We start from the raw sequence: 22989 nt of genomic DNA on the forward strand, positions 1-22989 counted from the left end.
AAGGGCTGTTGTTATACCCGCTGTGTGCTGATTTCTTCACTTGGTCGAAAGAGGAGGCCTAGATTAATCAGTCCGGCAATGCCGACAAGAGCGTATATAACGCGGGCAAAACCGCCGGCTTGGCTTCCGCCGCCAAACACAGTGGCTACTAAATCAAATTGGAAAAATCCAATCAATCCCCAGTTAATGGCACCGATAATGGTTAATAATAGTGCTGTACGTTGAATCCAACTCATTTCATTTCCTCCTTGAAGGTGAATCTTACACTCATAGAATGGATTATTCAGCTGAATCTTATTCATGTTTTATGCTTCTTTCTGACGGGAATGAAGAATTGATACAATAAAATAGATAGCTGCGGATCTATCCATCATGGCAGCAAAAAAAGGAGTGTCGTTATGCAAAATTTTGCTTATTTTAATCCAACAAAACTTGTTTTTGGGAAAGATACTGTAGAGCAGTTAAATGAATGGATTCCAGCTGATGTCGAGCGGGTTCTTTTGGTATATGGGGGAGGCAGTATTAAGCGGAATGGTTTATATGACCGCGTCATCTCACAGGTGGAGAAAAGGGGACTCGTTTATCATGAATTGCAGGGGGTTGAACCGAACCCGAGGTTAAGCACAGTTCATAAAGGAGTTGAAATCTGTAAAGAGGAGGGGATTGATTTCCTGCTTGCCATTGGCGGAGGAAGCGTCATTGACTGTACAAAGGCAATTGCGGCTGGAGCCCGATATGAAGGGGATGCATGGGATTTAATTACGAAGAAGGCTCCTGTGGAGAGTGCCCTTCCATTTGGGACCATCCTTACAATTGCGGCGACCGGTTCAGAGATGAACTCGGGAAGCGTTATTACCAATTGGGAAACAAAAGAGAAATATGGCTGGGGCTCTGTGCATACATATCCTCAATTTTCCATATTAGATCCCGTTAACACATTTACAGTACCGAAGAACCAGACCATTTACGGGATTGTCGATATGATGTCCCATGTGCTTGAAACGTATTTCAATCATAGCGAGAACACCCCGCTGCAGGATAAGATGTGTGAATCCGTTTTGAAAACGGTTAAAGAAACCGCTCCCAAATTACTACAGGATTTGGAAAACTATGAATTTCGGGAAACAATTCTCTATTGTGGAACTGTTGCGCTAAATGGTACCTTAAGTGTTGGAATCCGCGGGGATTGGGCTACACATAATATTGAACATGCCGTTTCGGCAGTATACGATATTCCGCATGCCGGCGGGCTGGCCATTCTCTTCCCTAATTGGATGGAGCATTGCATGCATGAAAACCTGCAAAAGTTCGTACGCTTAGGGGTGGAGGTATTTGACGTCGACCCAGCTGGCAAGACGGATGAAGAAATAGCCAAGGATTGCATCCGTAACATCCGATATTTCTGGACAAGCCTTGGGGCACCAACACGCCTGGCTGATTATGAAATAGATGATCGCAATCTGGACTTAATGGCAGATAAAGCGATGGCGAATGGCGAATTTGGGAACTTTAAGAAATTGAAGAAAGAAGACGTCTTAGCTATTCTGCGTGCATCTCTATAAGAGTGAGGCAGCAATTCGGATAGTATGGAGAAAACGGTTCTCTCAAACCGTTTTCTTCTATACATCCCTGTGAAAACGTTATCTTCCTTTTTTGGTATCTCCCTAACTTGATTATCAGAAATGGATTCTGTAAAGTATTTTATGAGTAAATTAAATGGAGGCCTAGCAATGACTCATATCAAATTTGATTATTCCAAGGCATTATCTTTTTTTCAAGAACATGAAGTATCTTACTTGAAAGATACGGTGAAACAATTACATCATACCATCCATGAGAAGACCGGTGCCGGCAACGATTATATTGGTTGGCTTTCCCTTCCTTCTGATTATGATAAAGAAGAGTTCTCACGCATCAAAAAAGCGGCTGAGAAAATCAAAAATGATTCTGACATTCTTTTAGTCATCGGAATCGGCGGGTCCTATCTCGGGGCAAGAGCAGCGATTGAAATGCTTCAACACAGCTTCTATAACCTGCTTCCGAAAGAAAAACGCAACGCTCCTCAAATTATTTTTGCAGGAAACAACATTAGCTCTACATACATGAGAGATATTATGGATTTGCTCGAGGGCAAAGATTTCTCCATCAATGTCATTTCTAAATCTGGTACAACAACTGAACCAGCTATCGCTTTCCGCATCTTCCGTAAAGTATTGGAGGAAAAATACGGGAAAGAAGAAGCGAAGAAACGTATTTATGCAACAACAGACAAAGCACGCGGTGCATTAAAAACGGTAGCAGACGAGGAAGGCTTCGAGACATTCGTTATTCCTGATGATGTCGGCGGCAGATATTCTGTACTTACAGCAGTAGGATTGCTTCCAATCGCTGCAAGCGGTGCAGATATTGACACAATCATGAAGGGCGCACAGCAAGCAGAAAAGGATTACTCTGAATCTGAGCTTGAAAACAATGAGGCTTACCAATATGCAGCGGTCCGCAATCTTCTCTATCGCAAAGGGAAAACAATTGAAATGCTTATTAACTATGAGCCATCCTTACAATATTTCTCTGAATGGTGGAAGCAATTATTCGGCGAAAGTGAAGGGAAAGACCAAAAAGGTGTCTATCCATCTTCTGCGAACTTCTCTACTGACCTTCACTCATTAGGTCAATACGTGCAAGAAGGACGCCGTGATATCTTTGAGACTGTTATTAAAGTTGAATCTCCTCGCCATGAATTAGTTCTTGAAGAAGCGGAGAATGACTTAGATAATCTAAATTATTTGGCAGGTCAAACAGTTGATTTCGTCAATAATAAAGCATTTGAAGGAACATTGCTTGCTCACACGGACGGCGGGGTGCCGAACCTTGTTGTCAGCATTCCAGCTTTGGATGAATACACATTCGGCTATTTAGTGTATTTCTTCGAGAAAGCATGTGCCATGAGCTGTTACTTAATGGGTGTAAATCCATTCGACCAGCCTGGTGTAGAAGCTTATAAAGTGAACATGTTTGCTTTATTAGGCAAAAAAGGCTTTGAAGAGAAGAAAGCTGAACTCGAAAAACGACTCCAATCTTAATGAACAAAAAGCCTGCATTCCCCGTACAAGGAGGATGCAGGCTTTTTTGCTTCTAATTAAATAAGAGGCCATATTATTACCATACATACCTTTCTCCATATAGAAGAGGATATGAATACAAACATACTCTGCTATGGAGGGAAATAATGATGATTGTTCTTCCGTCACGCTTAAAGAATACGGTTGTTACCTATTTGCACGCACGAAGAAAGCTTGCCTCACAAGGCTTCTTAGTTGGAGGGAATTGGGATTATGAGCAAGGGTACTTTGATTATTTGTTGGAGGGTTCTTATAAAGCAAGCTATTTACGGATTCCATTCTATACTTGCAGAGGGTCCATCGAGGATAAGAATGGCATCATTCGGATTGGAAATCCCTATTTGTTAACACTGGAGGACCGCATAGGGATACATAAAGATGAAAAAGGCCGGAGAGCTGGTATCCCGGCACATTGTGTGAATTGGGGTTTAGAAGTGATTGAGCAGGCAGAAGAGGCATTGCTTGGATCTTAATCATCGTCTGTTTGTTTCGTGATAAGCTGGAGAAAGGCATCCCCAATCAGGTCGTTCGTTGCAATTATCTCATCAGCCCCGGCCCGTTGTGCATTTTGAATCTGAAAGGGTGTAAGAATCTCACAAATGCAATGGGGCGCAGGGGTTTGTCCCTTTAAGGCTAACAGGGAGGAAATGACACGCAAGTCAGAATCCTGTTCATTTTTTGATGGATCGGCAGTGATGATGACCATCATCGCCTTCCGGCTATTGGTGTTCAGCCAAACCTGCTCGGTCGTGCTATCCCCGCGAATAAAGAATACATTGCTATGAGGAAGAGGGTGCTCGACGGCTGACTCATCAACCACAACTAAAGGTGTGAGAGTTTGGGCTTCAAGTGTTTGTATCATTTTCTTTGTCCGTTCATTCCACCCGACAAAAATAATATGGCTGTCGCCTTTATATACACCGGTTCCAAGATGAAAGGCTGTCTGCCGTTTGATGATATGAGACGACATCGAAGCGAAAAAGTAAGCAACAAACCCTCCACCGGCAAGAATCACAAAGAGAGCGATGAATTTGCCGGGGATGGTGGCCGGGACGATATCACCGTAGCCGACAGTTGACATCGTCTGCACCGCCCACCATATACCGCTTTTAATGGTATGGAAGGTTTCTGGTTCAATGATGTGCATGACCCATCCAAATACAATGGTTAAAGCGAGAACGGTAATGAGCAGCCGTACGACTAAATGCAGCTTGCCGAAAATATTTTGGACAGAATTCATTTCATTCAGCTCCTTTTACCCCTCAATACAGAACTCCTTTACTGACGATGTCAATCTTCACTTTAGGAATAATCGTAATATCCTTGAAATCTTCATCCCAATTATAGCCTTTAAATTTTTCGGGATCTTGAATCATCATTTTATGTCCCAAGCCCAATGCATCGCAATTCGCCTCTTGTAACGTTTTGGTTATCTCTTCGGCCTTTTTGGTCATGCTTTTTGAAATAAGCTTGGTAAGTTTTTTTCGTTCTTTATCAGTAAGCAGACCTTTTGTATATTCAGAAACGGACACCTTTAGTTTTAAGTCAACATGATAAATGGGTTTTCCTGACTCCCATTTTAATGTGGTTTTTGCTTTTGATCTTCTGACCGCAATCGTAATTTTTTTGTTGATTGCTTTTGCAGACTTGCTGTCATTTATGGTGAATTGTGCTGTTTTACCTCCTTTATTCTTCATTAAAAGCAATAAGGAGGCAGGCGCATTCGTTAAATATTTTCCCGTATACTTCCGTTTGTTGAAAAGAACTACACCCTTTAATTTTAAATTCTTATCCTTTCCTTTATCTACACTGAGGTACGGAAGAATCATATCCTGACCCGGGCAGAACATAATGGGCATTAAGGTGCCTATTGTTAACTTGGGAATATGGGATTCCTTCTCTCCGCTGATAATTAAATCATTCAAAACTTCAGTTATTAGATTCCCTTGAATATATTCTCCATCCAGAAAATCGACTGCTTTACCTTCCGTTACGATAATCTTCGTATTTATATTACTACGTGCTTCACGAAAGTATATATCAAGGAGTGGATAAAGATCCTTCTTAGCCAATTCCTCACCAATGGCCAAGACCCGAAGTTTATTAGTTGAATAGGTGCCAGGAGTAATTCTATTCATCTCATCGCGTACCTGAAGCGGTGTTTCACCGGTAACTTGATAGGCATTGTTGTATGGCTCTGTTTGACCGCCGCCGCCAACTGGCTTCATTGTTCGGATGATTGAGATGGAATGAATACCTTCCTTAGGTTTTTCCGCTATATCGTATCCAACGCCGAAGGCTATGCTTTGCTTCTTTAGGAAGTTTTGATCCCAGCAGCCTGCTGTTAAACTCAAAAGGGAGCAAATGCATAATACTTTTACTAGCTTCAAGGACATCACCTACTATTGTTTGATTTTCCGTATTTTAGCAACGATTAAGAGCAGAGGGGTCGTGCCGAACATGAACAGGTACGTGACAGGAAGCATCAATGACCCTGCTCGATGTACATTGAATTGGGATAAAGGGAAGCAGAGGCATGCGATAAAATTCAAGATGAAAAAGATCAGGAGAAGCCTCGACTCCTTTTTAGGATGAAAAGCTTGTATAAACCCTGTCAAACACATATGCATATGAACGACGAATGATGTTGCCGTTGGAATAAGCCAAAAGCACATAATCAATAAATCTAATCTTTCAAGCACGCCGAACAAGGTTATCGACTTTAAAAGATGCAAGACTGGCAATACCACAATATCTAAGGGACGGCTTCCAAACAAGGCAAGGCTCGTTATAATGATAAAAACGTATATAAGGGATACAGTCAGTATGGAATAAAAGACAACCCTCCCCTTAGCCTTAAGGCTACCATCTACCTTAGGAAGGTAAAGTAAAATACAGTTGATTGCACTGTATATAGGGCCGATATGAAGGGCCCCCTTCATTATTTTGTGGAGAGGTACATCTCCAATCGGCAATAAATAAGTAAAATCCATATTTTCGATTCCAAAGCAAATGACAAAAACCAATATAAATATTAAAAGAAAAGCAATACAGCAAAATCTGGCGAAGGCAACCAATTTACCTGCTGCTATATAATAAGCAGGCAACAATAATAGTAGATAAGTGACGGGATAGGGTGTTATGGCTAATGTCCACTCTTTAGACAAATAGCCAAAATAGATGCAAATATATCCTGCAGATATAAATGAGTAAATGGATAAAAGGATGGATAGAATTTTTCCGGCCGTTTTCCCTAAGACAATTTCTGCAATTTGGTACAAGTTTTTGTCAGGGAAGTTTCTGTGAAGCGCAATGATGATAAGAGCAAGGAGCTGGAAGGCTACCAGCAGAATGACCCCAGATATCCATCCGTTATGTGATGCTTCATAACTGACATAAAATGGAATCGTAAATATGATGATGCCAATTAGGATTTGGATAATGACGAAGTATAGCTGAGTCAAAGATAGCGGCTTAGTCGTAGTAGACATAGGAATCTATTATCCCTCCTTTGTTTTAAATACTTTTGCGCCGATCTTTTTGATCTTTTTAGAAAACTTAAATGGAACCAGCGGAGCCAGATAAGGCTGACCGAATGAACTCAGTGAACAGAGATGGAAGACGATAAAGGTTAAGCCAAATGCTAATCCGACAAGACCAAACATGTTCGAAAGAAACAATAAAGGATAGATGAATAACCTTATGACAACTGCCATCTCCTGATTAGGCGTAACAAAAGAGGAAATACCGGTCAAGGCCAAGACAATTAGCATGGTATTGGATACAAGATTCGCCTGCACAATGGCTGTACCAATCACTAACGCGCCGACTACACCAATTGTAGGTGAAACAGATTTAGGAAGTCTGATGGTGGCTTCATTAAGTAGTTCAAGTGTTATTTGCATAATTAACGCTTCAATTAGCGGGCTAAAGGGGATAATTTGCAGAGACCCTTTTACATTCGCAATAAGTGTTACAGGAATGATTTCGGCATCAAATGCAACGACGCAAATATAAAAAGGTGCCAGCGTTATCGTCAATAACAAGCTAAATAAACGTAAGCATTGATGAAAAGACGCAATATAAAAGCTGCTTTGAGCATCATCAGGCGCATGATAAAAGGCAAAAAAGCTTGCCGGCATGAGGTAGATCGTGCTCACTCCATCTATGAGGACTAGGATTGCACCTGTTGAAAGATGCTCCGCAACGGTAACAGGACGTTCTGTATTTAGAACTTGCGGAAACGGTGAGCGTTTCTGATCTTGAAGTTGCTCCTTCAGTTGTCCGGTTATTACAGCTCCTTCAAACTTTAGATTCTTAATCCGTTCTTCAACCTTTTTCACTACTTCTGGGTCTACTTGATTTCCTAAGTAGCCAATGCCGACCCTTTTTTGTATCTTATCTCCGATTACGAGGTCCTTCATGACAAATTGATCGGTTCGCAAATACTTTCGAATGAGACCAATATTGACCTCGTAGCTTTCGACAAATCCCTCATGTGTTCCGATAATGGATTGTTCAGAAGATGGTTCTGCCACACTTCTTGTGGCAAACTTTGCAGCGTCTATTGTATAAGCCGTTTGGCTGCCTTCTTTAAACAAAATCATATTTCCATTTATTAAATTGTTCTTGACGTCTTCCCATGTATAATAGGAGTTCAAGGCAGGAACAGGTAAATCAAGAGGAGATAATCCCTTGTCAGCAAGCAAGGGCTTGATGATAAATTCCTCAAGCAGCGACTTATCGCTAATGGTTTTTAAGTACACAGCACAATAGGAGACGTCAAATGCCGAAAACTTGCGGAATATAAGGTCACCCGTATTAGAGAAGAATTTCTTCAAGTAATTCTCATTGTCTTCAATATGGCCAGAAATTTGTCCTGAGATCTGTTCTTCGAGTTTCTGGTTGGAATCTTTAGAGTCCGTTTTTTTCCTGAAATTCATTTAAATCACCACTTATCGCCATTAATGGAGATTAGTATTTGCCGCATAAAGAAAAATATACAAGAAGAAACGAGCCAGCCATTTATCATGCGGCTGCCCCGTTTAGACAATTATTTCGTATTCGGATATTCAATTTGCTTCCGCCATTTTTTCCGCTCCTGTTTGTCTAAATACCAGATGGCAATATAACGGAGAGAAAGAAATACAGATATGCCAACCCCTGATACGATGACAAAAAGTGCGATGTATTCATAGAAGCTCAGGGTACCAATGGTCTTGGTCCAATTAACATCCTTGTTAAGGCTATCAACCATTAGATTCATTCCGAATATTCCGGTAATGACGGAATATAGGGTGAGAATTTGCAGCAAGGAGCTGCTTTGCTTCGAAGTGAAATTATCTTGGTATTGGTATAAGCTCTCTAATGTATTGCGGGTATCCTCGTACAGGAGTTCTACCCGGAACCGCTCTCGCAGCTTGACGAATATATCCCGTCCCTCTGAGTGTGTCGCCAATTCAAAGAAAAAATAATTGGAGGAGAAGGCATTGATGGCATGAATCAGCTTCTCTACCTTCTTCGTGTCCTGCTCAATGCGGATTTCTGAGTAATTATTTTCAAGCTTCAGCAAGACAATCTTATGGAAGAGGGTCAAGATCAATCCGTAGTAAAACTGGCCGTAAAAGCTGTTGGCAATCCTTGAAAATTCCCTTCCCGTTTGCTTTGTCAAAGTAAAGAAGCCGCTCGACTCAGGCAGGATATACGTATATGGCGCCCATCTCATATAGGCCTTTTCCTCGATAAAAGAATGAATAAATTCTTTGTTATGTGCACTGATATAAGGCTTGTCCTGAAAGAAGCCATCTAAATTGCCAAGTCGGTATACATCTTCTTCCGTAATGTCGCCTTCTAGACTAATCAATGCCTGTACATATAGACGATTATCCTCGAAGAAAGGAAATGATTCAAAATAGGCACTCTTCTCGGATTTATAGCTCATATATTCTTTAATATCAGGGATAACACATTCAAATATATAATCTTGAACATGATCAAACGACTGCCCCTCACATATAACGCTGGTGAAGGAATTTTTCTCTTCCATCACCCTGAACTTTGCTCCGAAATCAAGGATTTGTGAATAAGTAAGTTCATTCTTATTTAACAGATCTACTCGTACGTTCAAAATACCAATTTGGTAAGGACAAACAAATACGTCAACGGAGTGGATGACAAAATCTGCTGTATAGGAGGGGGCTTTAAAATGGCTTTTTAATCCAAGAGCCTTAGTGTAACGCTGAAAACCTTTCCCGTTTTCCTCTTTCGGAAATAAAATGCGGTTTGTAAAAGGTAAATAATAATTCTCTAAATCCTCATGATTAATTTCATATTGACCATAATAATCATCTTCTTTCTCCAGCTTATCAAGTCTGAACCATTCATACCCATTCTCTTTTAGTTTGTTGGCCGTATCATCCTCTTTTCCTTCCAAAATCGAGAATGGGAACAAAAACTGAAAAATGGCATGGTTCACGTTCTTTTCCGTTAACTCAATTTCTTCCATGTGAACATCGAACCCCTTTAAAGGAATAATCCTTATTAACTACCCGAAAAAGAAAGAGGGTTAACCAAAAGAATCAAACATTACAAATAAATGTAATATTTCGCTGCTTTAGAGAACTAAAAAGCTGCCGGTAATCCGGCAGCTTTTGTCGTCAATACGTTGTATATGAATCGCGCGGAGTTGGGGTTAACGGTGTACCAAACCCATAGCCAGGCGAGGCGAATGGACCGCCGAATTGACCAGCATATTGACCGGTCCAGCCTCCCAGCGGTAACCCATAAAAATTACCGTATCCTCCGCCGTATGGGGTACCAGGCTGTAACGGCGGACGTGGAGGAGGGGGTGGGAACATTCCAGGATAGCCTCCGCCGAAGCCTCCATAACCCCCATATCCTCCATAGTGTGGATGGTGTCCATATCCGTAAGAGCCATGCTGCTGTCCAAATCCAGATGGGAGATTTCCATATAATTGTGGTTGTGCTTGCATTCCATTTGGCATTCGTGTGTTTCACTCCTTAACTATCTCAGTCAAATGCAGTATATGCAGACTGCAGGAAGAAGGAGCTTAGCCTAAGGAAGATAGGCGCTATTGAAGATAAAATGCTAGTCTTGTGCCTTCATCATAAAAAAGAGGCCGACTCCGATTGTACGGCAGTCGGCCAATTATTATTGTCCACCCTTGAAATTGAAATATGCGTCATATACCTTTTGGGCAATCTTCTTGTTCATTTGGTTATCACTGGACTGATAAGCCCATGGAACAACTACGCTGATGGCAATCTCAGGATTATCGTATGGAGCGTAAGAGACAAAGGTTAAGTTCCAGGTGTCCGGCTGTACTGTCCCCGGAACCCAATTAGGGCCGTCATAGAAGGCTTGGGCAGTACCGGTCTTTCCAGCAGGTTTATATGGCCTGTTTGCAAAGAAACTAGCGGCTGTCCCTCCAGTGTCTTGCGTCACCTGACGGAACCCCTCCTGAACCCGTTTAATCCATTCATCCTTCATGGACAGCTTATTCAGTGATTTTGGTGCAATTTCTTTAAAGACAGGTCCAATTTCTCCTTTCTTCATGACTGGTTCATGCATTTTCTTCACGATATGCGGCTCCATTCGATAACCGCCATTGGCGATGGTGGAGACATATTGAGCGAGCTGCAAGGGTGTGTATGTGTCATATTGGCCGATGGAAAAGTCCATGAGTAACCCTGCATGCCTGATGCTTCCTTTATAGCCAATTTGCTCTCCGGGAAGATCTATGCCAGTTTGCTTCCCAAGGCCAAATTCGGCATAGCGATTACGCATGATATCAAAGGATTCGTCTGTCACATTCATCGTTTGCTCGGGGCGTGTATACTGAGTACCGCCGATGGCTATCGCTGTTTTGAACATATAGACGTTTGATGAACGTTTCAAGGCTGTCAAATCAGTGATAGGTCCCATATTGGTATACGATTTTTTTGCATTGGTATCTTTCAGCTTAATGGGGGCATCGTACTGAACGGTTCCAGGAGAGATAACGCCTTCCTGATAGCCAGTCAAGATGGTTGCCCCCTTGACAGATGAGCCCATCGCATAGGCAGTTGTGTAAGTCCCTTGGGCAAAATCGTTCATCACGTACTTCCGCTGCTCTTCATCATAGGAATAGCGCTTGCCAGCTAAGGCGAGTATTTCACCGGTATTTGGATCCATGGCAACGACAAAGGCACGGTCCAAGAACTTGGTGTTGCCTGATCCTTTATTGGCTTTCAGCTCATTTTCAATGATGGTTTCAACTTTTTTCTGGAAGTTGATATCAATGGTCAGTGCAAGGTCTTTCCCGCGTTGGCCTTCAGTTAAGCTTTCCGTTCCAATAATATTCCCAGCCTTGTCTAGAGTAGTTTTAAATTTTCCCTTCTGACCATGGAGGATGTCTTCATAATAGAGCTCAAGATTAGATAAACCGATTCGTTCGTTCAGGCTATAGCCTCTGGAAGTATAGTATTCGACCTTTTCCTTCGGCAGTCCGGTGTTGGCGGAGGATGTCCGACCTAAGATGGATTTAAGGGTTGAATCGAATGGATATTTCCGGTTCCAGTCAACATAGGTGTCTACTCCGGGCAGCTCATCCAGGTTTTCGCTGACAAGTGCCATTTCTTTATCTGTAACCCCTTTATTCTTCACAATCTCAGGGGTCAAGTAGGTGCCGCTGTTAAACTTACGGAAGATGGCTAAAGTCTTTAAGTCCTGTTTAGAGAAGGAGGCAAGCTCTTTCTCAGTGATGCGGTCGAGCTGTAATTTATAGAGGTCCTTACTTTCTAATTCTCCATCACTTTCCTTTTGATATTCTGCTTTCGTAATCTTTTTCTTTGCTTCCTCTGGATGAAGCAAGATCCAGAAATCCTTCATATCTCGTTCCTTGACGGCTTTCATATCCTCGTCATTGATGGAAATGAACTTGGACAGCTTTTCAGCCACCTCAATCATTTCTGTTGTCTTGACTGTCTTACTTCGTGTATAGGTGATGGCATTAATGCCTTCATTATCGACAATCAGATGATAATTACGGTCATAAATAAGTCCGCGTGGCACCGGTTTATTAACGGTAATGTCCTCTGTCTTTTCGACTTCTTTTTTATACGTATCGCCGTGGACAATTTGCAAAATGCCTAATCGTAGAATTAAAGCAGTAAATAAGAGAAATACCGTGAAGAGAAGAATATTTGTTCTGAATGCGAGAGAAGGCTTTCTCTTTTTCTTCTTCCTCTTCCTAGGATTATTCAAGTCAACGCCCCCTAAAGATTTTAAAAATTGTCATCAATTCCAGTTTAAGGGATAATGAGTGATAATACCACAAAAAGAACATTTAGAAAGTAAAATAGCTCTTATAGAAGAAATCATATAAGAATGGAGCGGATGACATGGCAAACCTATTTCCAGATAAGATGTATATTGCAGGAGAATGGGTTGATAAAGAGGAGAAAATTGACGTATTTAACCCAGCAACACAAGAGGTAATTGGTACGGTCCCCAATGGAAATGAAAATGAGGCAGAAAAGGCTGTGAATGCGGCATTTGAAGCCGGTAAGGAATGGTCAAAACGAACAGCGCATGAGCGCTCGAGCATTTTGCTTGAATGGGCACGCCTGGTTGAGGAGCATACAGATGATTTGGCTGAAACGATGACCATTGAACAGGGCAAGCCGCTGGCAGAGGCAAAGGGGGAGATTGCCTATGCAAACAGCTTTATTACCTGGTTTGCAGAGGAAGGAAAACGGATTTACGGCGAAACCATTCCGGCCTCCCACCCGAATAAAAGACTCTTTGTGCATAAGCAGCCGGTTGGAGTGGTCGCTGCGATTACCCCATGGAATTTCCCAGCAGCGATGATTACGAGGAAGGTGGGACCTGCTCTAGCAGCCGGGTGTACGGTTGTCCTGAAACCTTCTGAGGAAACGCCATTCACGGCATTGAAGCTGGCAGAGCTCGCTTGCCGGGCAGGAGTTCCTGCAGGTGTATTGAATATTGTGACAGGCGACGCCAAACGAATCACAGAGGCTTGGCAAAAGGATGAGCGTGTACGAAAGCTCACATTCACCGGTTCAACCGAGGTTGGGAAGCTCTTAATGAGAGGAGCCGCTGATACGGTGAAGAAAATTTCGCTTGAGCTTGGCGGACATGCACCGTTTATTATCACTAATCACGCCGACATAAATAAAGCGGTAGAGGGGGCAATTGCATCAAAGTTTCGGAATGCAGGCCAAACCTGTGTGTGTGCGAATCGAATTTTGGTTCAAAAAGGTGTGTACGAGGAATTTGTGAAGCGATATACCGAGAAGGTGAGCAGCCTTAAGATAGGAAACGGACTAGAGACAGGCGTGGAAATCGGACCGCTCATTAATCAAGAGGCCATTGATAAAGCTATGGCACATTTGCGGGATGCCCAGGAAAAAGGCGGCGAAGTCTTGACAGGGGGACAGGTTCTTTCCGATTCTAACGGGTACTATCTTACACCGGCAGTCATCTCAGGGGCGACTGATGATATGCAATGTATGCAGGAGGAGACATTTGGTCCCATTGCGCCAATTGCTCCATTTGAGAATGTGGAGGAAGCCGTAGAAAGAGCCAATAATACCCCGTTTGGTCTTGCAGCCTATGTATATTCAGATAAGATCAGTGAAGCCATCTATATTGCTGAGAATTTAGAATATGGGATTGTCGGTGTAAATGATGGCCTGCCTTCTGTTGCACAGGCTCCGTTTGGCGGATTTAAGCAAAGCGGACTTGGACGGGAAGGAAGCCATCATGGAATTGATGAATTCCTTGAGGTGAAATATATTTCTTTAGGATTAAATTGAGAGATTGAAAAAGGCTGCCTGAATATGTTCAGGCAGCCTTTTGACTTAATTTCCTTTTTTCAATACGATTTGCCATTCGGCATTGCCGGTTTGTTCGAAGTTCGTAACCGTATGACCTTCTTTCGCTGCCCAGCGGGGAATGCTTTCGGTTGCCTGCGTGCAGTCAAAATTAATAATTAATTCTTCACCAGCCGTTAATTCGGTCATCGCTGCTTTTGCTTCTTCTAAAGGAAAGGGGCACACCATTCCGTTTGTTTCAAGTACTTTTGCCATTTGTGTTTCCTCCTTTTAATTAGGCTGCTGAAATTGCTCCAGAGCTAGCCTGTTGTTTCTTTTGTTTGCGAATAATCGTGAAGTAGGTTGCTGTCCATGTTCCAAGAAGGAAAAAGACAACTGCAACCCAGCCTTGCCATGTGAAAAGGGCTGTGTTAACTAAGCCATTTCCGATTGTGCATCCACCTGCAAGTGAAGCACCGAATCCCATCATCAGACCGCCTGAAGTGTTAAAGCCAAGAGTCTTCTTATCAGGCAATCTCCATTTGAATTCTCCGCTGCCGCGAGCAGCGATATAGGAGCCAATCCCGATTCCTAGAACGAGGAATACACCCCAGTTTAAGAGAGAAGTGTCTCCGTTGACGAAGAAAGTGAGCAGCTGTGCAGTAGGTGTAGTGATGCCAAGACCCGCCATACGGCCAGTTGCTTCACTTAAGGGCCATGCAAGAATGGCAATTAAGCCTACAAGGCCTGCAGTGACGAATGGATGCCAGCGTTTCTCAAATAAGATATGCGCAAGACCAGTCTTTTTCGGTTTCATGCTAAAGGTCGGAAGCTTTGGTTTTCTCAGGCTGCGTATGACAAGAGCTGTGATCAGAAGGCCAAAGGCTATAACGAGAACCCATGGAGAAAGACCGAATGTTTCATGTATATAGGTGTCGCTTGTTCTGTAGGATAAAACATCACCTCCGACGGCAGCTAAAATACCGAATTTGGTCATGGCTGCACTAAGAGCATACATGAATAGGGCAACCCAGCTTCCAATCAAGCCTTCCCCTGCTCTGTACCATGTTCCAGTGGCGCATCCGCCGGCAAGGACCATACCAATGCCGAAGATAAAACCGCCGACAATTGTACCGAGCCATGGGAATGCATCCGCTTGTATCGTAATAACACCGGCCGCGGCAAGAGCATACACACCAACAGCTTGAATGGCGATGACAATCATGGTTGCGAGAAACATATGACCGTCTCGAGCGAGAAGTAAATCCCGGTATGCACCAACGACGCAAAAGCGGCCTCTTTGCAATACAAAGCCAAGCAGTAAACCAACAATAAGGCCAAAACTAATTATTTGTATCATGATGTCCCTCCAGAATGTAATAGTAATTTGTAGTTATAGTATTATAAAACTTATAAGATTACTATGAATTAACCTCAAAATGATTCAAAAGACCTAATAATTTCTAAATACTATTTTCTTATTTATAGATAAAGAAGAAAAGTGGAGATGGAAAATAAGGTGTACCATAGCCTAAGCTCATATAATGGTACCTATCGTTCACTTATTCTAGGATTTCTTTTTTGGCTGCTTGCCAATTTCATTGATAATGATAATCACCAAGTGGTTGATTTTGCTAAATTCGTTGTTTATAATGAAAGCGAACTCAATAATGATAATCGTTTTCAATCGGTAATTGAGAAATTATTTTTGTGGGGATGCCAAATGAGATTATGGATGTTAATAACAGCAACTGTTATCCTCACCTTTATTTCGCTATTTATAGGGGCCATTGATATTAAACCAACTGATCTGCTTGATTGGGAGTCTGATGAGACACAAATCTTCCTCATGAGCCGATTGCCACGGTTGATGGCCATACTTTTAGCAGGTGCAGGAATGGGGATTGCCGGCTTAATCATGCAAAGCTTAAGCCGAAATAAGTTTGTTTCCCCTACAACAGCGGGAACGCTTGACGCAGCAAAACTGGGAGTCATTGTTTCCATGATTTTTATCCCAAGTATGTCTTATATGGGACAAATTCTCTTTAGTTTTGCGTTTGCTCTAATCGGGACGTTTATTTTCATGCAATTACTTGAACGGATTAAATTCAAGGATGTCATTTTCGTTCCGCTTATTGGGATCATGTATGGAAACATCATTGGTGCCATCTCAACATTTTTGGGCTATGAAGCAGATGTGCTCCAGAATGTTGATACGTTTTTCTTAGGAAGCTTCACATTGATTGTGTCGGGACGCTATGAATTGCTATATGTAGCAGTACCGGCGATAATAATTGCTTATATTTTTGCGAATAAATTTACGGTTGCCGGCATGGGAGAGGATTTTGCGAGGAATTTAGGATTAAGCTATCGCACAGTCCTGAATATCGGACTGGTTATCGTGGCAGTTATTTCAACGACCGTTGTGTTAACTGTCGGTATGATTCCTTTCTTAGGTTTAATCGTGCCGAACCTTGTTTCTTTATACCTGGGGGATAATTTACGCAAGACTATTCCCCATACAATCTTCATGGGGGCAGCATTCTTGCTGGCCTGCGACATTATCAGCCGGCTGATTGTTCATCCATATGAAATACCGGTCAATACAACAGTTGCAGTCATTGGCAGTGCGATCTTCTTGATTATGTTGTTTAGGGGGAAAGCATATGCGAAAAAATAGCACAAAATTATTGCTGCTGGCTGTTATTGCCCTAATATGTATGGGACTCTTTGCCTTTTATAATATTCAAGGAAGCTTCAGCTATGCCTTTCCTAGACGTGTGGAACGCCTCATTGCGATGGTGATTACCGGAACGGCAATCGCTTACGCAACGGTAATTTTCCAAACTGTTACCCATAATCGGTTATTGACTCCATCTGTCATGGGTGTAGATTCGATGTATGAGGTCGTCCAGACAATCATTTACTTCACGGCAGGCTCAGCATCGATTTTTGTTGTAAGCCGTTACTTGAATTTTGGGTTATCCATTGCCGCTATGGTGATTTTTGCCCTGATTCTCTATCGTTTTCTGTTCCGGGCGGATAAATATCCTATTTATCTTTTATTATTGGCCGGGATGATTATAGGGACACTCCTTGGCAGTCTTGTGACATTCATGCAGGTCATTATCGACCCTGTTGAGTATGAAAGCCTGCAAGCCCGCTTGTTTGCCAGCTTCATGAATGTGAAGACTGAGCTGCTGCTCATGGCAATCGTTATCTTAGGTGCAGCCTTCCTCTACGGTTATCGTTTGCTCAAAGATCTCGATGTCGTATCCTTAGGCCGAGATAATGCCATCAATCTTGGCGTTAACTACGATAGAATCGTTTTGAAGGTATTGGTCTTATCGTCTATCCTTATTGCCACATCTACGGCTTTAGTTGGACCTGTTACCTTTTTAGGATTAATTGTAGCTAATTTAGCGTATCAATACTTAGCCACCTACAAGCATTCCGTTTTAATTGCTGGTGCGAGCTTAATCAGTATTATCGCGCTTGTCGGCGGACAGTTTCTCGTACAGCATGTATTTGAACTCAGTACAACCATTAGTGTCGTCATTAACTTTGTCGGTGGTATTTACTTTATTTACTTATTACTGAAGGAAAGTAGGAAAGCATAATGATCGAAATTAAAGAGCTTTCTAAGAGTTTTGGAAAGAAACCGGTTGTTGAAAATGTGACATTAAAAATACATCCTAGGAAGATTACCTCGTTCATCGGACCAAATGGAGCAGGGAAATCAACTTTATTGTCCATGGTCAGCCGGCTCTTAGATGCGGATACAGGTGAAGTATTTCTAGATCAGGCAGATGTGAAAAAAATGAAGTCTGATGCCTTTGCAAAACGTGTGGCTATTCTAAAGCAATCGAACCATTTGAACATCCGCTTGACTGTGCGGGAGCTTGTATCCTTCGGCCGTTACCCATATTCAAAGGGGCGACTGACAAAAGAGGATGAAAGATTAGTTGACCAAGCATTGGAGTATATGAATTTAGTAGACATGCAAGATAAATTCCTTGATGAATTATCCGGCGGTCAAAAACAGCGGGCCTTTATTTCCATGGTTATTGCACAGGATACAGAATATATCCTGCTTGATGAACCTTTAAATAACCTTGATATGAAGCACTCTGTCCAGATTATGAAAATCCTTCGCAAGCTGGTTGATGAACTTGGAAAGACCGTTGTCATCGTCTTGCATGACATTAACTTTGCTTCTGTCTACTCTGATCGTATTGTTGCATTGAAGGATGGCCGTCTAATCAAGGATGGCCCTGCACATGAAATCATTAATCCAGATGCTTTGCGGGATGTCTATGATATGCATATCCCAGTGCAGGAGCAAAACGGTTGCCGCATTTGTGTCTACTTTAATTCGCATTAAGGCTTTCCCTCTTTTATCATCTAAACGAAAAAATCTAGAATTGCTGGTAAAAAGAGTTGACAGATTTTGAAAGTTCAGTTTAGAATGATAAATGTAAATGAAAATGATAATCATTTTCAATTAAAGATTCTGTTTAGGGGGAAATACAGGATGAAGAAGTGGAAGTTTTTAGCAGCGCTTGCAACACTAACATTAATGTTGTCTGCTTGTAACACAAGTGAAGAGTCAACAGGAGGAGATTCCTCTGAGAAAGCTTCACAAACAGAAGGAAATGAGTCTAACTCAGCATTCCCGATGACTGTGCCTTCATTATCAGATTCACGTGAAGATGAAGAAAGCGGAAAAACGACGACATTTGAAGATGTCACTTTAGATAAAATGCCTGAGCGTATTGTAGCGCTTGACTATGGTTTCTTAGATACACTTGATGCTTTAGGGGTTGAAGGAATCGTAGGGGTTGCTGCCGGCGGCGGTAAAGGAAATATGCCGGATCACTTGAAAGAAAAGTATGTAAATGATGATGTAGCTGATGTTGGTACATTGAAACAAATCGAATTTGAAGCAGTAGCAGCAGCAGAGCCGGATGTTATTTTCATCTCAGGCCGCCAAACACCGTACTATGAAGAGCTTAAAGAAATTACGCCAAATGTTGTTTTCATTGGCTCTGACAATGAGAATTACATAGAGGCTGTATACGAAACAGTTGATCTAGCAGCTAAAATCTTTGATAAGAAAGATAAAGCAGAGGAATTAAAAGCAAATCTGCAAGAAAAAGTGGATGCTGTGAAAGAAAAAGCAGCAGGCTATGAAAATGCACTAGTGGCTATGTACAATGACAAGAAAATCTCCGGATTCGACAACGGTAAAGATTCTCGCTTCGCTTATGTTTATAATGACTTTGGATTTAAGCCGGCAACAACTGAAATCGATGCTTCATCACATGGTTCCGATTTCTCTTATGAATCTGTCCTTTCCGTTGACCCAGAGGTGTTGCTCATCATTGACCGTACAGCTTCTGATGTAGAGACAATCAAAAAAGATATTGAAAATGATATCATCAAAAAAACACGTGCTTATAAAGAAGGAAAAATCGTCTATCTTGACGGTGTTAACTGGTACTTCTCAAGCAATGGTGTAACAACAGAAGCAGATAAACTTGATGAAATCTTAAATGAGCTTAAATAATTTCATTAATATGGAGCATGTCTCAAAGGGACATGCTCTTTTTAACTAAATGGGACAGGAGTGAGAATCATGTTTGTACAAATCCGTAAGTGGACAGTGACAGAAGGAAATGCAGACAAGATACTTGAGCGCTTTAAGAAAAAGCCTGGACAAGGACCATCCTTAGTGGAACAGCGTGAAGGATTCATCGGGCGTGAGCTGTTAGTGAAGAAAGCGGCACGCGGGGAAGAGGAAGTGGTTATGCTGGTTCGATGGGAATCAGAGGAAGCATGGAAGGCCTGGGAGAAGAGCCCTGAGCATATCGCAGGCCATAAGGCGAAAATCAAGGAGCATGGCGGAAAGCCGCCAAAGCCTGATTATGTTATCAATATGGAGCACGGAAAATACCTGGTCGTTGAATAAGACGAGTGAACAAAAAGCCCATCCCTAATAAAATGTGAGATGGGCTTTTTGTTCGTCTTTAAAACTCAAGAGGAGGTGTTGTCTCATCCATCACCTTAAATGTGTAGCCTTTATGCTTCAAACGGCGGATAATTTCAGGCAGTCCATCTACAACGGTTGTATTCCCATTGAAATCATGGAGCAGGATATATAAATTTTCTTTCCCATTGATTGAATTCATAATCCCAGCTGTAATTTTCTTTTCGGGAACCGGTGGGTTAATCGCATCATTTGCATCACAATTCCAATCAAAAAATACATAACCGCGTTTCTTGCCTTCCTCCTTAAGAATTGGCATCAAATTAGTACCGGCATATTGCCGGTTGATGTAATTATTGGAACCGCCGGGAAAGCGTAATATATTTGGAGAGGAACCGACTTCTTTCTTCAAGAATTCCTCCAGCCGTTCAATATCCGCATAGAAAGATGCCTTTGACCGGTAAATAGATGAATACTTGTGCGAATAGGAATGAAGTCCAAGAGCATGACCACGTTTTACCATTTTCTTGTATAAATAATGGTGTGATTTTTCTTTCGTACCGGTAACGAAGAAAGTTGCCTTCACATCATGGATATCAAGGATGTCCATGATTGGTTCAGTGATATTGGATGGGCCGTCATCAAAGCTTAAATAGGCTGTTTTGGCAAGAGCTTCATTTGGAAGCAGAAGAAGAGCTAATAAAGGAAGTACAATTAATTTTCGCATTTTGTTCTCCTAAGTCATCAGGGTTTCTCGAATAGTTTAGGGAAAATGCCTGAAGAATATGCAGAAATGATTCGTGCATAGAAACAAAAAGTGGTTAAAATGTCGAACAAATATGTATAATATGAAATAGTTATGGATGAAAGGTTTGATTGAATGTTAAAGATTGAAAGCTATACAGTGGAGAGATTGGACGATCCATTTGGAATTCTAACCGGCGAACGGTATGAATTCTTTCTTGAGCTCGATGTTCCAGAGGAAGATGAATTATATAGCGAGAACGGTGTTATGCTGCGCGTTATTTTCTTAAAGGATGAAGAGAAGGAACGAATCAGCAAATATGAATTCATTGAAAATGAAACGAAAAATGTGCTCGACTTTGAATTAGAAGAAGACGAAGAGACAGCTGTCCTTACTTTTTGCCGAGAGCATTATGATGCAGAAGAGGATGATTCGGCTATTGAGAATTTATCCAATTGAGGATATGATTAGAGATACAACCATATAATCCGTAATAGAGTGCCTTGATGAAAACAAGGATAATAGGGAAACCGGTGCAAGTCCGGTGCAGCCCCCGCTACTGTAAACGCATATAAACTGATTCACTCATGCCACTGGTTCATTATTGAATACGGGAAGGCGGAATCAGGTTCAACAAGATAAGCGTAAGCCAGGAAACCTGCTCTATGTACTTGAATTCTATTTTTCGGTGGGAAGAATAGGGCGACTGATTCTATGCTTCTATTACTGGAATGCCGCCTTAGCTTCGTATTGAAGCTAAGGCTTTTTATGTGGCTGAAGATTTGATCCCGCACTAACGGTCAGTAAGACCTCCGGTTACAAAAAAGAGACTAACTGACCGTAAGTGCCCGATTGGTTCAACAAACCATCAGCGGGTATAAGAGCTCACCCGCTGATGGAAGTTTCACTTTATCCCGCACTAACGGTCAGTAAGACCTCCGGTTACAAAAAAGAGACTAACTGACCGTAAGTGCCCGATTGGTTCAACTAACCATCAGCGGGTATAAGAGCTCACCCGCTGATGGAAGTTTCACTTTATCCTGCACTAACGGTCAGTAAGACCTCCGGTTAAAAAAAGAGACTAACTGACCGTAAGTGCCCGATTGGTTCAACTAACCATCAGCGGGTATAAGAACACCCCCGCTGATGGAAGTTTCACTTTATCCCGCACTAACGGTCAGTAAGACACTCGGTTAAAGAAAAGAGACTAACTGACCGTAAGTGCCCGATTGGTTCAACTAACCATCAGCGGGTATAAGAACACCCCCGCTGATGGAAGTTTCACTTTAGAGGAGGGGAATTATTCGTGTTAATGAAGAAGAGATTTGCCGGTTTATTGGCCTTTTTGATGGCCTTATCCATTGTTCTTACTGCCTGCGGCGGTACATCAGAGAATGAAAACAAGAGCAAGAACTCCAGTGAAAGTACAGAAAGCGCATTTCCAGTAACGGTGAAGGATGGAACAGGAGAAGAGATTACGATCAAAGACAAGCCTGAGCGTATTGTCTCCTTGCTTCCGAGCAATACTGAAACAGCGTATGCATTAGGGCTTGAGGATGAAATTGTCGGGGTATCTGATTATGATAATTATCCTGAGTCTGTTTCTGAGAAAACAAAGCTAGGCGGCATTGAGGTGAATGTGGAGAAATTATTGGAGCTTAATCCTGATCTTGCTTTATTTTCAGCCTCTCAAGGGACAAATGATAAAGATATCATTCAACAGCTTCAATCAGCTGGGATAGATGTCGTTGTTGTCCCAGATGCAAATTCTATTGAAGGTGCCTATGAGACAATAGAGCTGATTGCAAAGGCAACTGGTAAAGAGACGGAAGGCGAAGAAATCATCGCTGAAATGAAAGAAGAGATAGCAGCCATTAAAGATAAAGCGGCTGAGGTGAAGGAAACGAAGAAGGTATGGATTGAAGTATCGGCCTCACCGGATTTATATACAACGGGAAGCGGCACATTTATGAACGAAATGCTCGAGATCATTGGGGCAGAAAATATTGCAGCCGACCAAGAAGGCTGGGTAACGATGAGTGAGGAAACGGTCATTGAAAGGGATCCTGATGTTATCATCACTACATATGGTTATTATATCGATAATCCACAAGAGCAGGTTTACGCTAGAAGCGGCTGGTCTGAAGTAAATGCTGTGAAGAAGAAGGAAGTTTATGATGTGAATAGCGATACGGTCACGAGACCAGGTCCTCGCTTAATTGATGGATTGAAGGAGATTGCGAAGGCAGTCTATCCGGATGTGTATAAATAAGAAAAAAAGAGTTGGATGGCTTTCA

The 22989-nt window shown here is 42.0% G+C and carries 22 protein-coding genes and 1 riboswitch; of the genes, 11 read left to right on the forward strand and 11 right to left on the reverse strand.

The window, feature by feature from the left end; all coding sequences use genetic code 11:
* Positions 1–11: 11 nt before the first annotated feature.
* Positions 12–236 (reverse strand): DUF378 domain-containing protein, encoded by a 225-nt coding sequence (locus tag AC622_RS02875; RefSeq protein WP_049672756.1) that lies wholly within the window; start codon positions 234–236, stop codon positions 12–14.
* A 162-nt stretch (positions 237–398) separates the two neighbouring features.
* Between AC622_RS02875 and AC622_RS02880 the strand changes: the two genes are divergently transcribed.
* From AC622_RS02880 to AC622_RS02890, 3 genes are all read left to right on the forward strand, one after another.
* Complete coding sequence (locus tag AC622_RS02880) at positions 399–1562, forward strand: iron-containing alcohol dehydrogenase (RefSeq protein ID WP_049669703.1); 1164 nt, start codon at positions 399–401, stop codon at positions 1560–1562.
* A 168-nt stretch (positions 1563–1730) separates the two neighbouring features.
* Positions 1731–3083, forward strand: coding sequence for a glucose-6-phosphate isomerase (locus AC622_RS02885; protein ID WP_049669704.1), 1353 nt, complete (start codon positions 1731–1733; stop codon positions 3081–3083).
* 146 nt (positions 3084–3229) lie between these two features.
* On the forward strand, positions 3230–3595 hold the full coding sequence (locus AC622_RS02890; RefSeq protein ID WP_049669705.1) for a YugN family protein: 366 nt from the start codon (positions 3230–3232) through the stop codon (positions 3593–3595).
* Here AC622_RS02890 and AC622_RS02895 read toward each other — a convergent pair.
* The 7 genes from AC622_RS02895 to AC622_RS02925 form a co-directional block, all read right to left on the reverse strand.
* Positions 3592–4362: a potassium channel family protein gene (locus AC622_RS02895; RefSeq protein ID WP_049669706.1), complete on the reverse strand. Its 771-nt coding sequence runs from the start codon at positions 4360–4362 to the stop codon at positions 3592–3594. The two genes, AC622_RS02890 and AC622_RS02895, sit on opposite strands and share 4 nt — an antisense overlap.
* Positions 4363–4384: 22 nt before the next feature.
* Positions 4385–5512 carry a Ger(x)C family spore germination protein gene (locus tag AC622_RS02900; RefSeq protein WP_049669707.1) on the reverse strand — a complete coding sequence of 376 codons (1128 nt, stop codon included), beginning with the start codon at positions 5510–5512 and terminating at the stop codon, positions 4385–4387.
* A gap of 12 nt (positions 5513–5524) precedes the next feature.
* Positions 5525–6613: a GerAB/ArcD/ProY family transporter gene (locus AC622_RS02905; RefSeq protein WP_049669708.1), complete on the reverse strand. Its 1089-nt coding sequence runs from the start codon at positions 6611–6613 to the stop codon at positions 5525–5527.
* Between the two features lie 9 nt (positions 6614–6622).
* Entirely contained in the window at positions 6623–8065 is a 1443-nt protein-coding gene (locus AC622_RS02910; protein ID WP_049669709.1) for a spore germination protein, read from the reverse strand.
* Between the two features lie 110 nt (positions 8066–8175).
* Complete coding sequence (locus AC622_RS02915) at positions 8176–9627, reverse strand: hypothetical protein (protein WP_049669710.1); 1452 nt, start codon at positions 9625–9627, stop codon at positions 8176–8178.
* Between the two features lie 151 nt (positions 9628–9778).
* Positions 9779–10126, reverse strand: a complete 348-nt coding sequence (locus AC622_RS02920; RefSeq protein ID WP_049669711.1) for a hypothetical protein — start codon at positions 10124–10126, stop codon at positions 9779–9781.
* 167 nt (positions 10127–10293) lie between these two features.
* On the reverse strand, positions 10294–12387 hold the full coding sequence (locus tag AC622_RS02925; protein ID WP_049669712.1) for a peptidoglycan D,D-transpeptidase FtsI family protein: 2094 nt from the start codon (positions 12385–12387) through the stop codon (positions 10294–10296).
* A 137-nt stretch (positions 12388–12524) separates the two neighbouring features.
* On the opposite strand from AC622_RS02925, the gene AC622_RS02930 reads away from it, so the two are divergent.
* Positions 12525–13961 (forward strand): NAD-dependent succinate-semialdehyde dehydrogenase, encoded by a 1437-nt coding sequence (locus AC622_RS02930; RefSeq protein WP_049669713.1) that lies wholly within the window; start codon positions 12525–12527, stop codon positions 13959–13961.
* Positions 13962–14006: 45 nt separating this feature from the next.
* Here the strand turns inward: AC622_RS02930 and AC622_RS02935 are convergent, their stop codons facing one another.
* Positions 14007–14234 carry a sulfurtransferase TusA family protein gene (locus tag AC622_RS02935; protein ID WP_049669714.1) on the reverse strand — a complete coding sequence of 76 codons (228 nt, stop codon included), beginning with the start codon at positions 14232–14234 and terminating at the stop codon, positions 14007–14009.
* 19 nt (positions 14235–14253) lie between these two features.
* Positions 14254–15318: a YeeE/YedE family protein gene (locus AC622_RS02940; protein ID WP_049669715.1), complete on the reverse strand. Its 1065-nt coding sequence runs from the start codon at positions 15316–15318 to the stop codon at positions 14254–14256.
* Positions 15319–15681: 363 nt separating this feature from the next.
* Between AC622_RS02940 and AC622_RS02945 the strand changes: the two genes are divergently transcribed.
* The 5 genes from AC622_RS02945 (at position 15682) to AC622_RS02965 (ending at position 19929) form a co-directional block, all read left to right on the forward strand.
* Positions 15682–16638, forward strand: a complete 957-nt coding sequence (locus AC622_RS02945) for an ABC transporter permease (protein WP_049672757.1) — start codon at positions 15682–15684, stop codon at positions 16636–16638.
* Positions 16625–17578, forward strand: coding sequence for an iron chelate uptake ABC transporter family permease subunit (locus tag AC622_RS02950; RefSeq protein WP_049669716.1), 954 nt, complete (start codon positions 16625–16627; stop codon positions 17576–17578). Before AC622_RS02945 ends, AC622_RS02950 begins: the two co-directional genes overlap by 14 nt.
* Positions 17578–18342: an iron ABC transporter ATP-binding protein gene (locus AC622_RS02955; RefSeq protein ID WP_049669717.1), complete on the forward strand. Its 765-nt coding sequence runs from the start codon at positions 17578–17580 to the stop codon at positions 18340–18342. Before AC622_RS02950 ends, AC622_RS02955 begins: the two co-directional genes overlap by 1 nt.
* A 150-nt stretch (positions 18343–18492) precedes the next feature.
* Positions 18493–19527, forward strand: coding sequence for a siderophore ABC transporter substrate-binding protein (locus AC622_RS02960; protein ID WP_049669718.1), 1035 nt, complete (start codon positions 18493–18495; stop codon positions 19525–19527).
* 69 nt (positions 19528–19596) lie between these two features.
* A complete protein-coding gene (locus AC622_RS02965) occupies positions 19597–19929 on the forward strand; it encodes an antibiotic biosynthesis monooxygenase family protein (RefSeq protein ID WP_049669719.1) in 333 nt (110 codons plus the stop codon).
* 58 nt (positions 19930–19987) lie between these two features.
* Here AC622_RS02965 and AC622_RS02970 read toward each other — a convergent pair whose 3' ends face one another.
* Positions 19988–20674 (reverse strand): polysaccharide deacetylase family protein, encoded by a 687-nt coding sequence (locus tag AC622_RS02970; RefSeq protein ID WP_049669720.1) that lies wholly within the window; start codon positions 20672–20674, stop codon positions 19988–19990.
* Between the two features lie 153 nt (positions 20675–20827).
* Between AC622_RS02970 and AC622_RS02975 the strand changes: the two genes are divergently transcribed.
* Both AC622_RS02975 and AC622_RS02980 read left to right on the forward strand, forming a co-directional pair.
* A complete protein-coding gene (locus AC622_RS02975) occupies positions 20828–21151 on the forward strand; it encodes a DUF6509 family protein (RefSeq protein ID WP_049669721.1) in 324 nt (107 codons plus the stop codon).
* Positions 21152–21171: 20 nt separating this feature from the next.
* Positions 21172–21372: riboswitch (cobalamin riboswitch) on the forward strand.
* Between the two features lie 632 nt (positions 21373–22004).
* On the forward strand, positions 22005–22964 hold the full coding sequence (locus AC622_RS02980) for an ABC transporter substrate-binding protein (protein ID WP_049672758.1): 960 nt from the start codon (positions 22005–22007) through the stop codon (positions 22962–22964).
* Positions 22965–22989 lie beyond the last annotated feature (25 nt).

Source organism: Bacillus sp. FJAT-27916 (genome assembly GCF_001183965.1).
In the GTDB taxonomy this organism is placed as follows: domain Bacteria; phylum Bacillota; class Bacilli; order Bacillales; family Pradoshiaceae; genus Pradoshia.

Bases quoted from the DNA above. Each gene is read 5' to 3' on its own strand.
- AC622_RS02915 (WP_049669710.1), bottom strand. From the start codon at position 9,627: ATGGAAGAAATTGAGTTAACGGAAAAGAACGTGAACCATGCCATTTTT.
- AC622_RS02975 (WP_049669721.1), top strand. From the start codon at position 20,828: ATGTTAAAGATTGAAAGCTATACAGTGGAGAGATTGGACGATCCATTT.
- AC622_RS02890 (WP_049669705.1), top strand. From the start codon at position 3,230: ATGATGATTGTTCTTCCGTCACGCTTAAAGAATACGGTTGTTACCTAT.
- AC622_RS02880 (WP_049669703.1), top strand. From the start codon at position 399: ATGCAAAATTTTGCTTATTTTAATCCAACAAAACTTGTTTTTGGGAAA.
- AC622_RS02930 (WP_049669713.1), top strand. From the start codon at position 12,525: ATGGCAAACCTATTTCCAGATAAGATGTATATTGCAGGAGAATGGGTT.
- AC622_RS02935 (WP_049669714.1), bottom strand. From the start codon at position 14,234: ATGGCAAAAGTACTTGAAACAAACGGAATGGTGTGCCCCTTTCCTTTA.
- AC622_RS02960 (WP_049669718.1), top strand. From the start codon at position 18,493: ATGAAGAAGTGGAAGTTTTTAGCAGCGCTTGCAACACTAACATTAATG.
- AC622_RS02980 (WP_049672758.1), top strand. From the start codon at position 22,005: ATGAAGAAGAGATTTGCCGGTTTATTGGCCTTTTTGATGGCCTTATCC.
- AC622_RS02885 (WP_049669704.1), top strand. From the start codon at position 1,731: ATGACTCATATCAAATTTGATTATTCCAAGGCATTATCTTTTTTTCAA.
- AC622_RS02895 (WP_049669706.1), bottom strand. From the start codon at position 4,362: ATGAATTCTGTCCAAAATATTTTCGGCAAGCTGCATTTAGTCGTACGG.
- AC622_RS02950 (WP_049669716.1), top strand. From the start codon at position 16,625: ATGCGAAAAAATAGCACAAAATTATTGCTGCTGGCTGTTATTGCCCTA.
- AC622_RS02945 (WP_049672757.1), top strand. From the start codon at position 15,682: ATGAGATTATGGATGTTAATAACAGCAACTGTTATCCTCACCTTTATT.
- AC622_RS02910 (WP_049669709.1), bottom strand. From the start codon at position 8,065: ATGAATTTCAGGAAAAAAACGGACTCTAAAGATTCCAACCAGAAACTC.
- AC622_RS02920 (WP_049669711.1), bottom strand. From the start codon at position 10,126: ATGCCAAATGGAATGCAAGCACAACCACAATTATATGGAAATCTCCCA.
- AC622_RS02965 (WP_049669719.1), top strand. From the start codon at position 19,597: ATGTTTGTACAAATCCGTAAGTGGACAGTGACAGAAGGAAATGCAGAC.
- AC622_RS02875 (WP_049672756.1), bottom strand. From the start codon at position 236: ATGAGTTGGATTCAACGTACAGCACTATTATTAACCATTATCGGTGCC.
- AC622_RS02955 (WP_049669717.1), top strand. From the start codon at position 17,578: ATGATCGAAATTAAAGAGCTTTCTAAGAGTTTTGGAAAGAAACCGGTT.
- AC622_RS02940 (WP_049669715.1), bottom strand. From the start codon at position 15,318: ATGATACAAATAATTAGTTTTGGCCTTATTGTTGGTTTACTGCTTGGC.
- AC622_RS02905 (WP_049669708.1), bottom strand. From the start codon at position 6,613: ATGTCTACTACGACTAAGCCGCTATCTTTGACTCAGCTATACTTCGTC.
- AC622_RS02970 (WP_049669720.1), bottom strand. From the start codon at position 20,674: ATGCGAAAATTAATTGTACTTCCTTTATTAGCTCTTCTTCTGCTTCCA.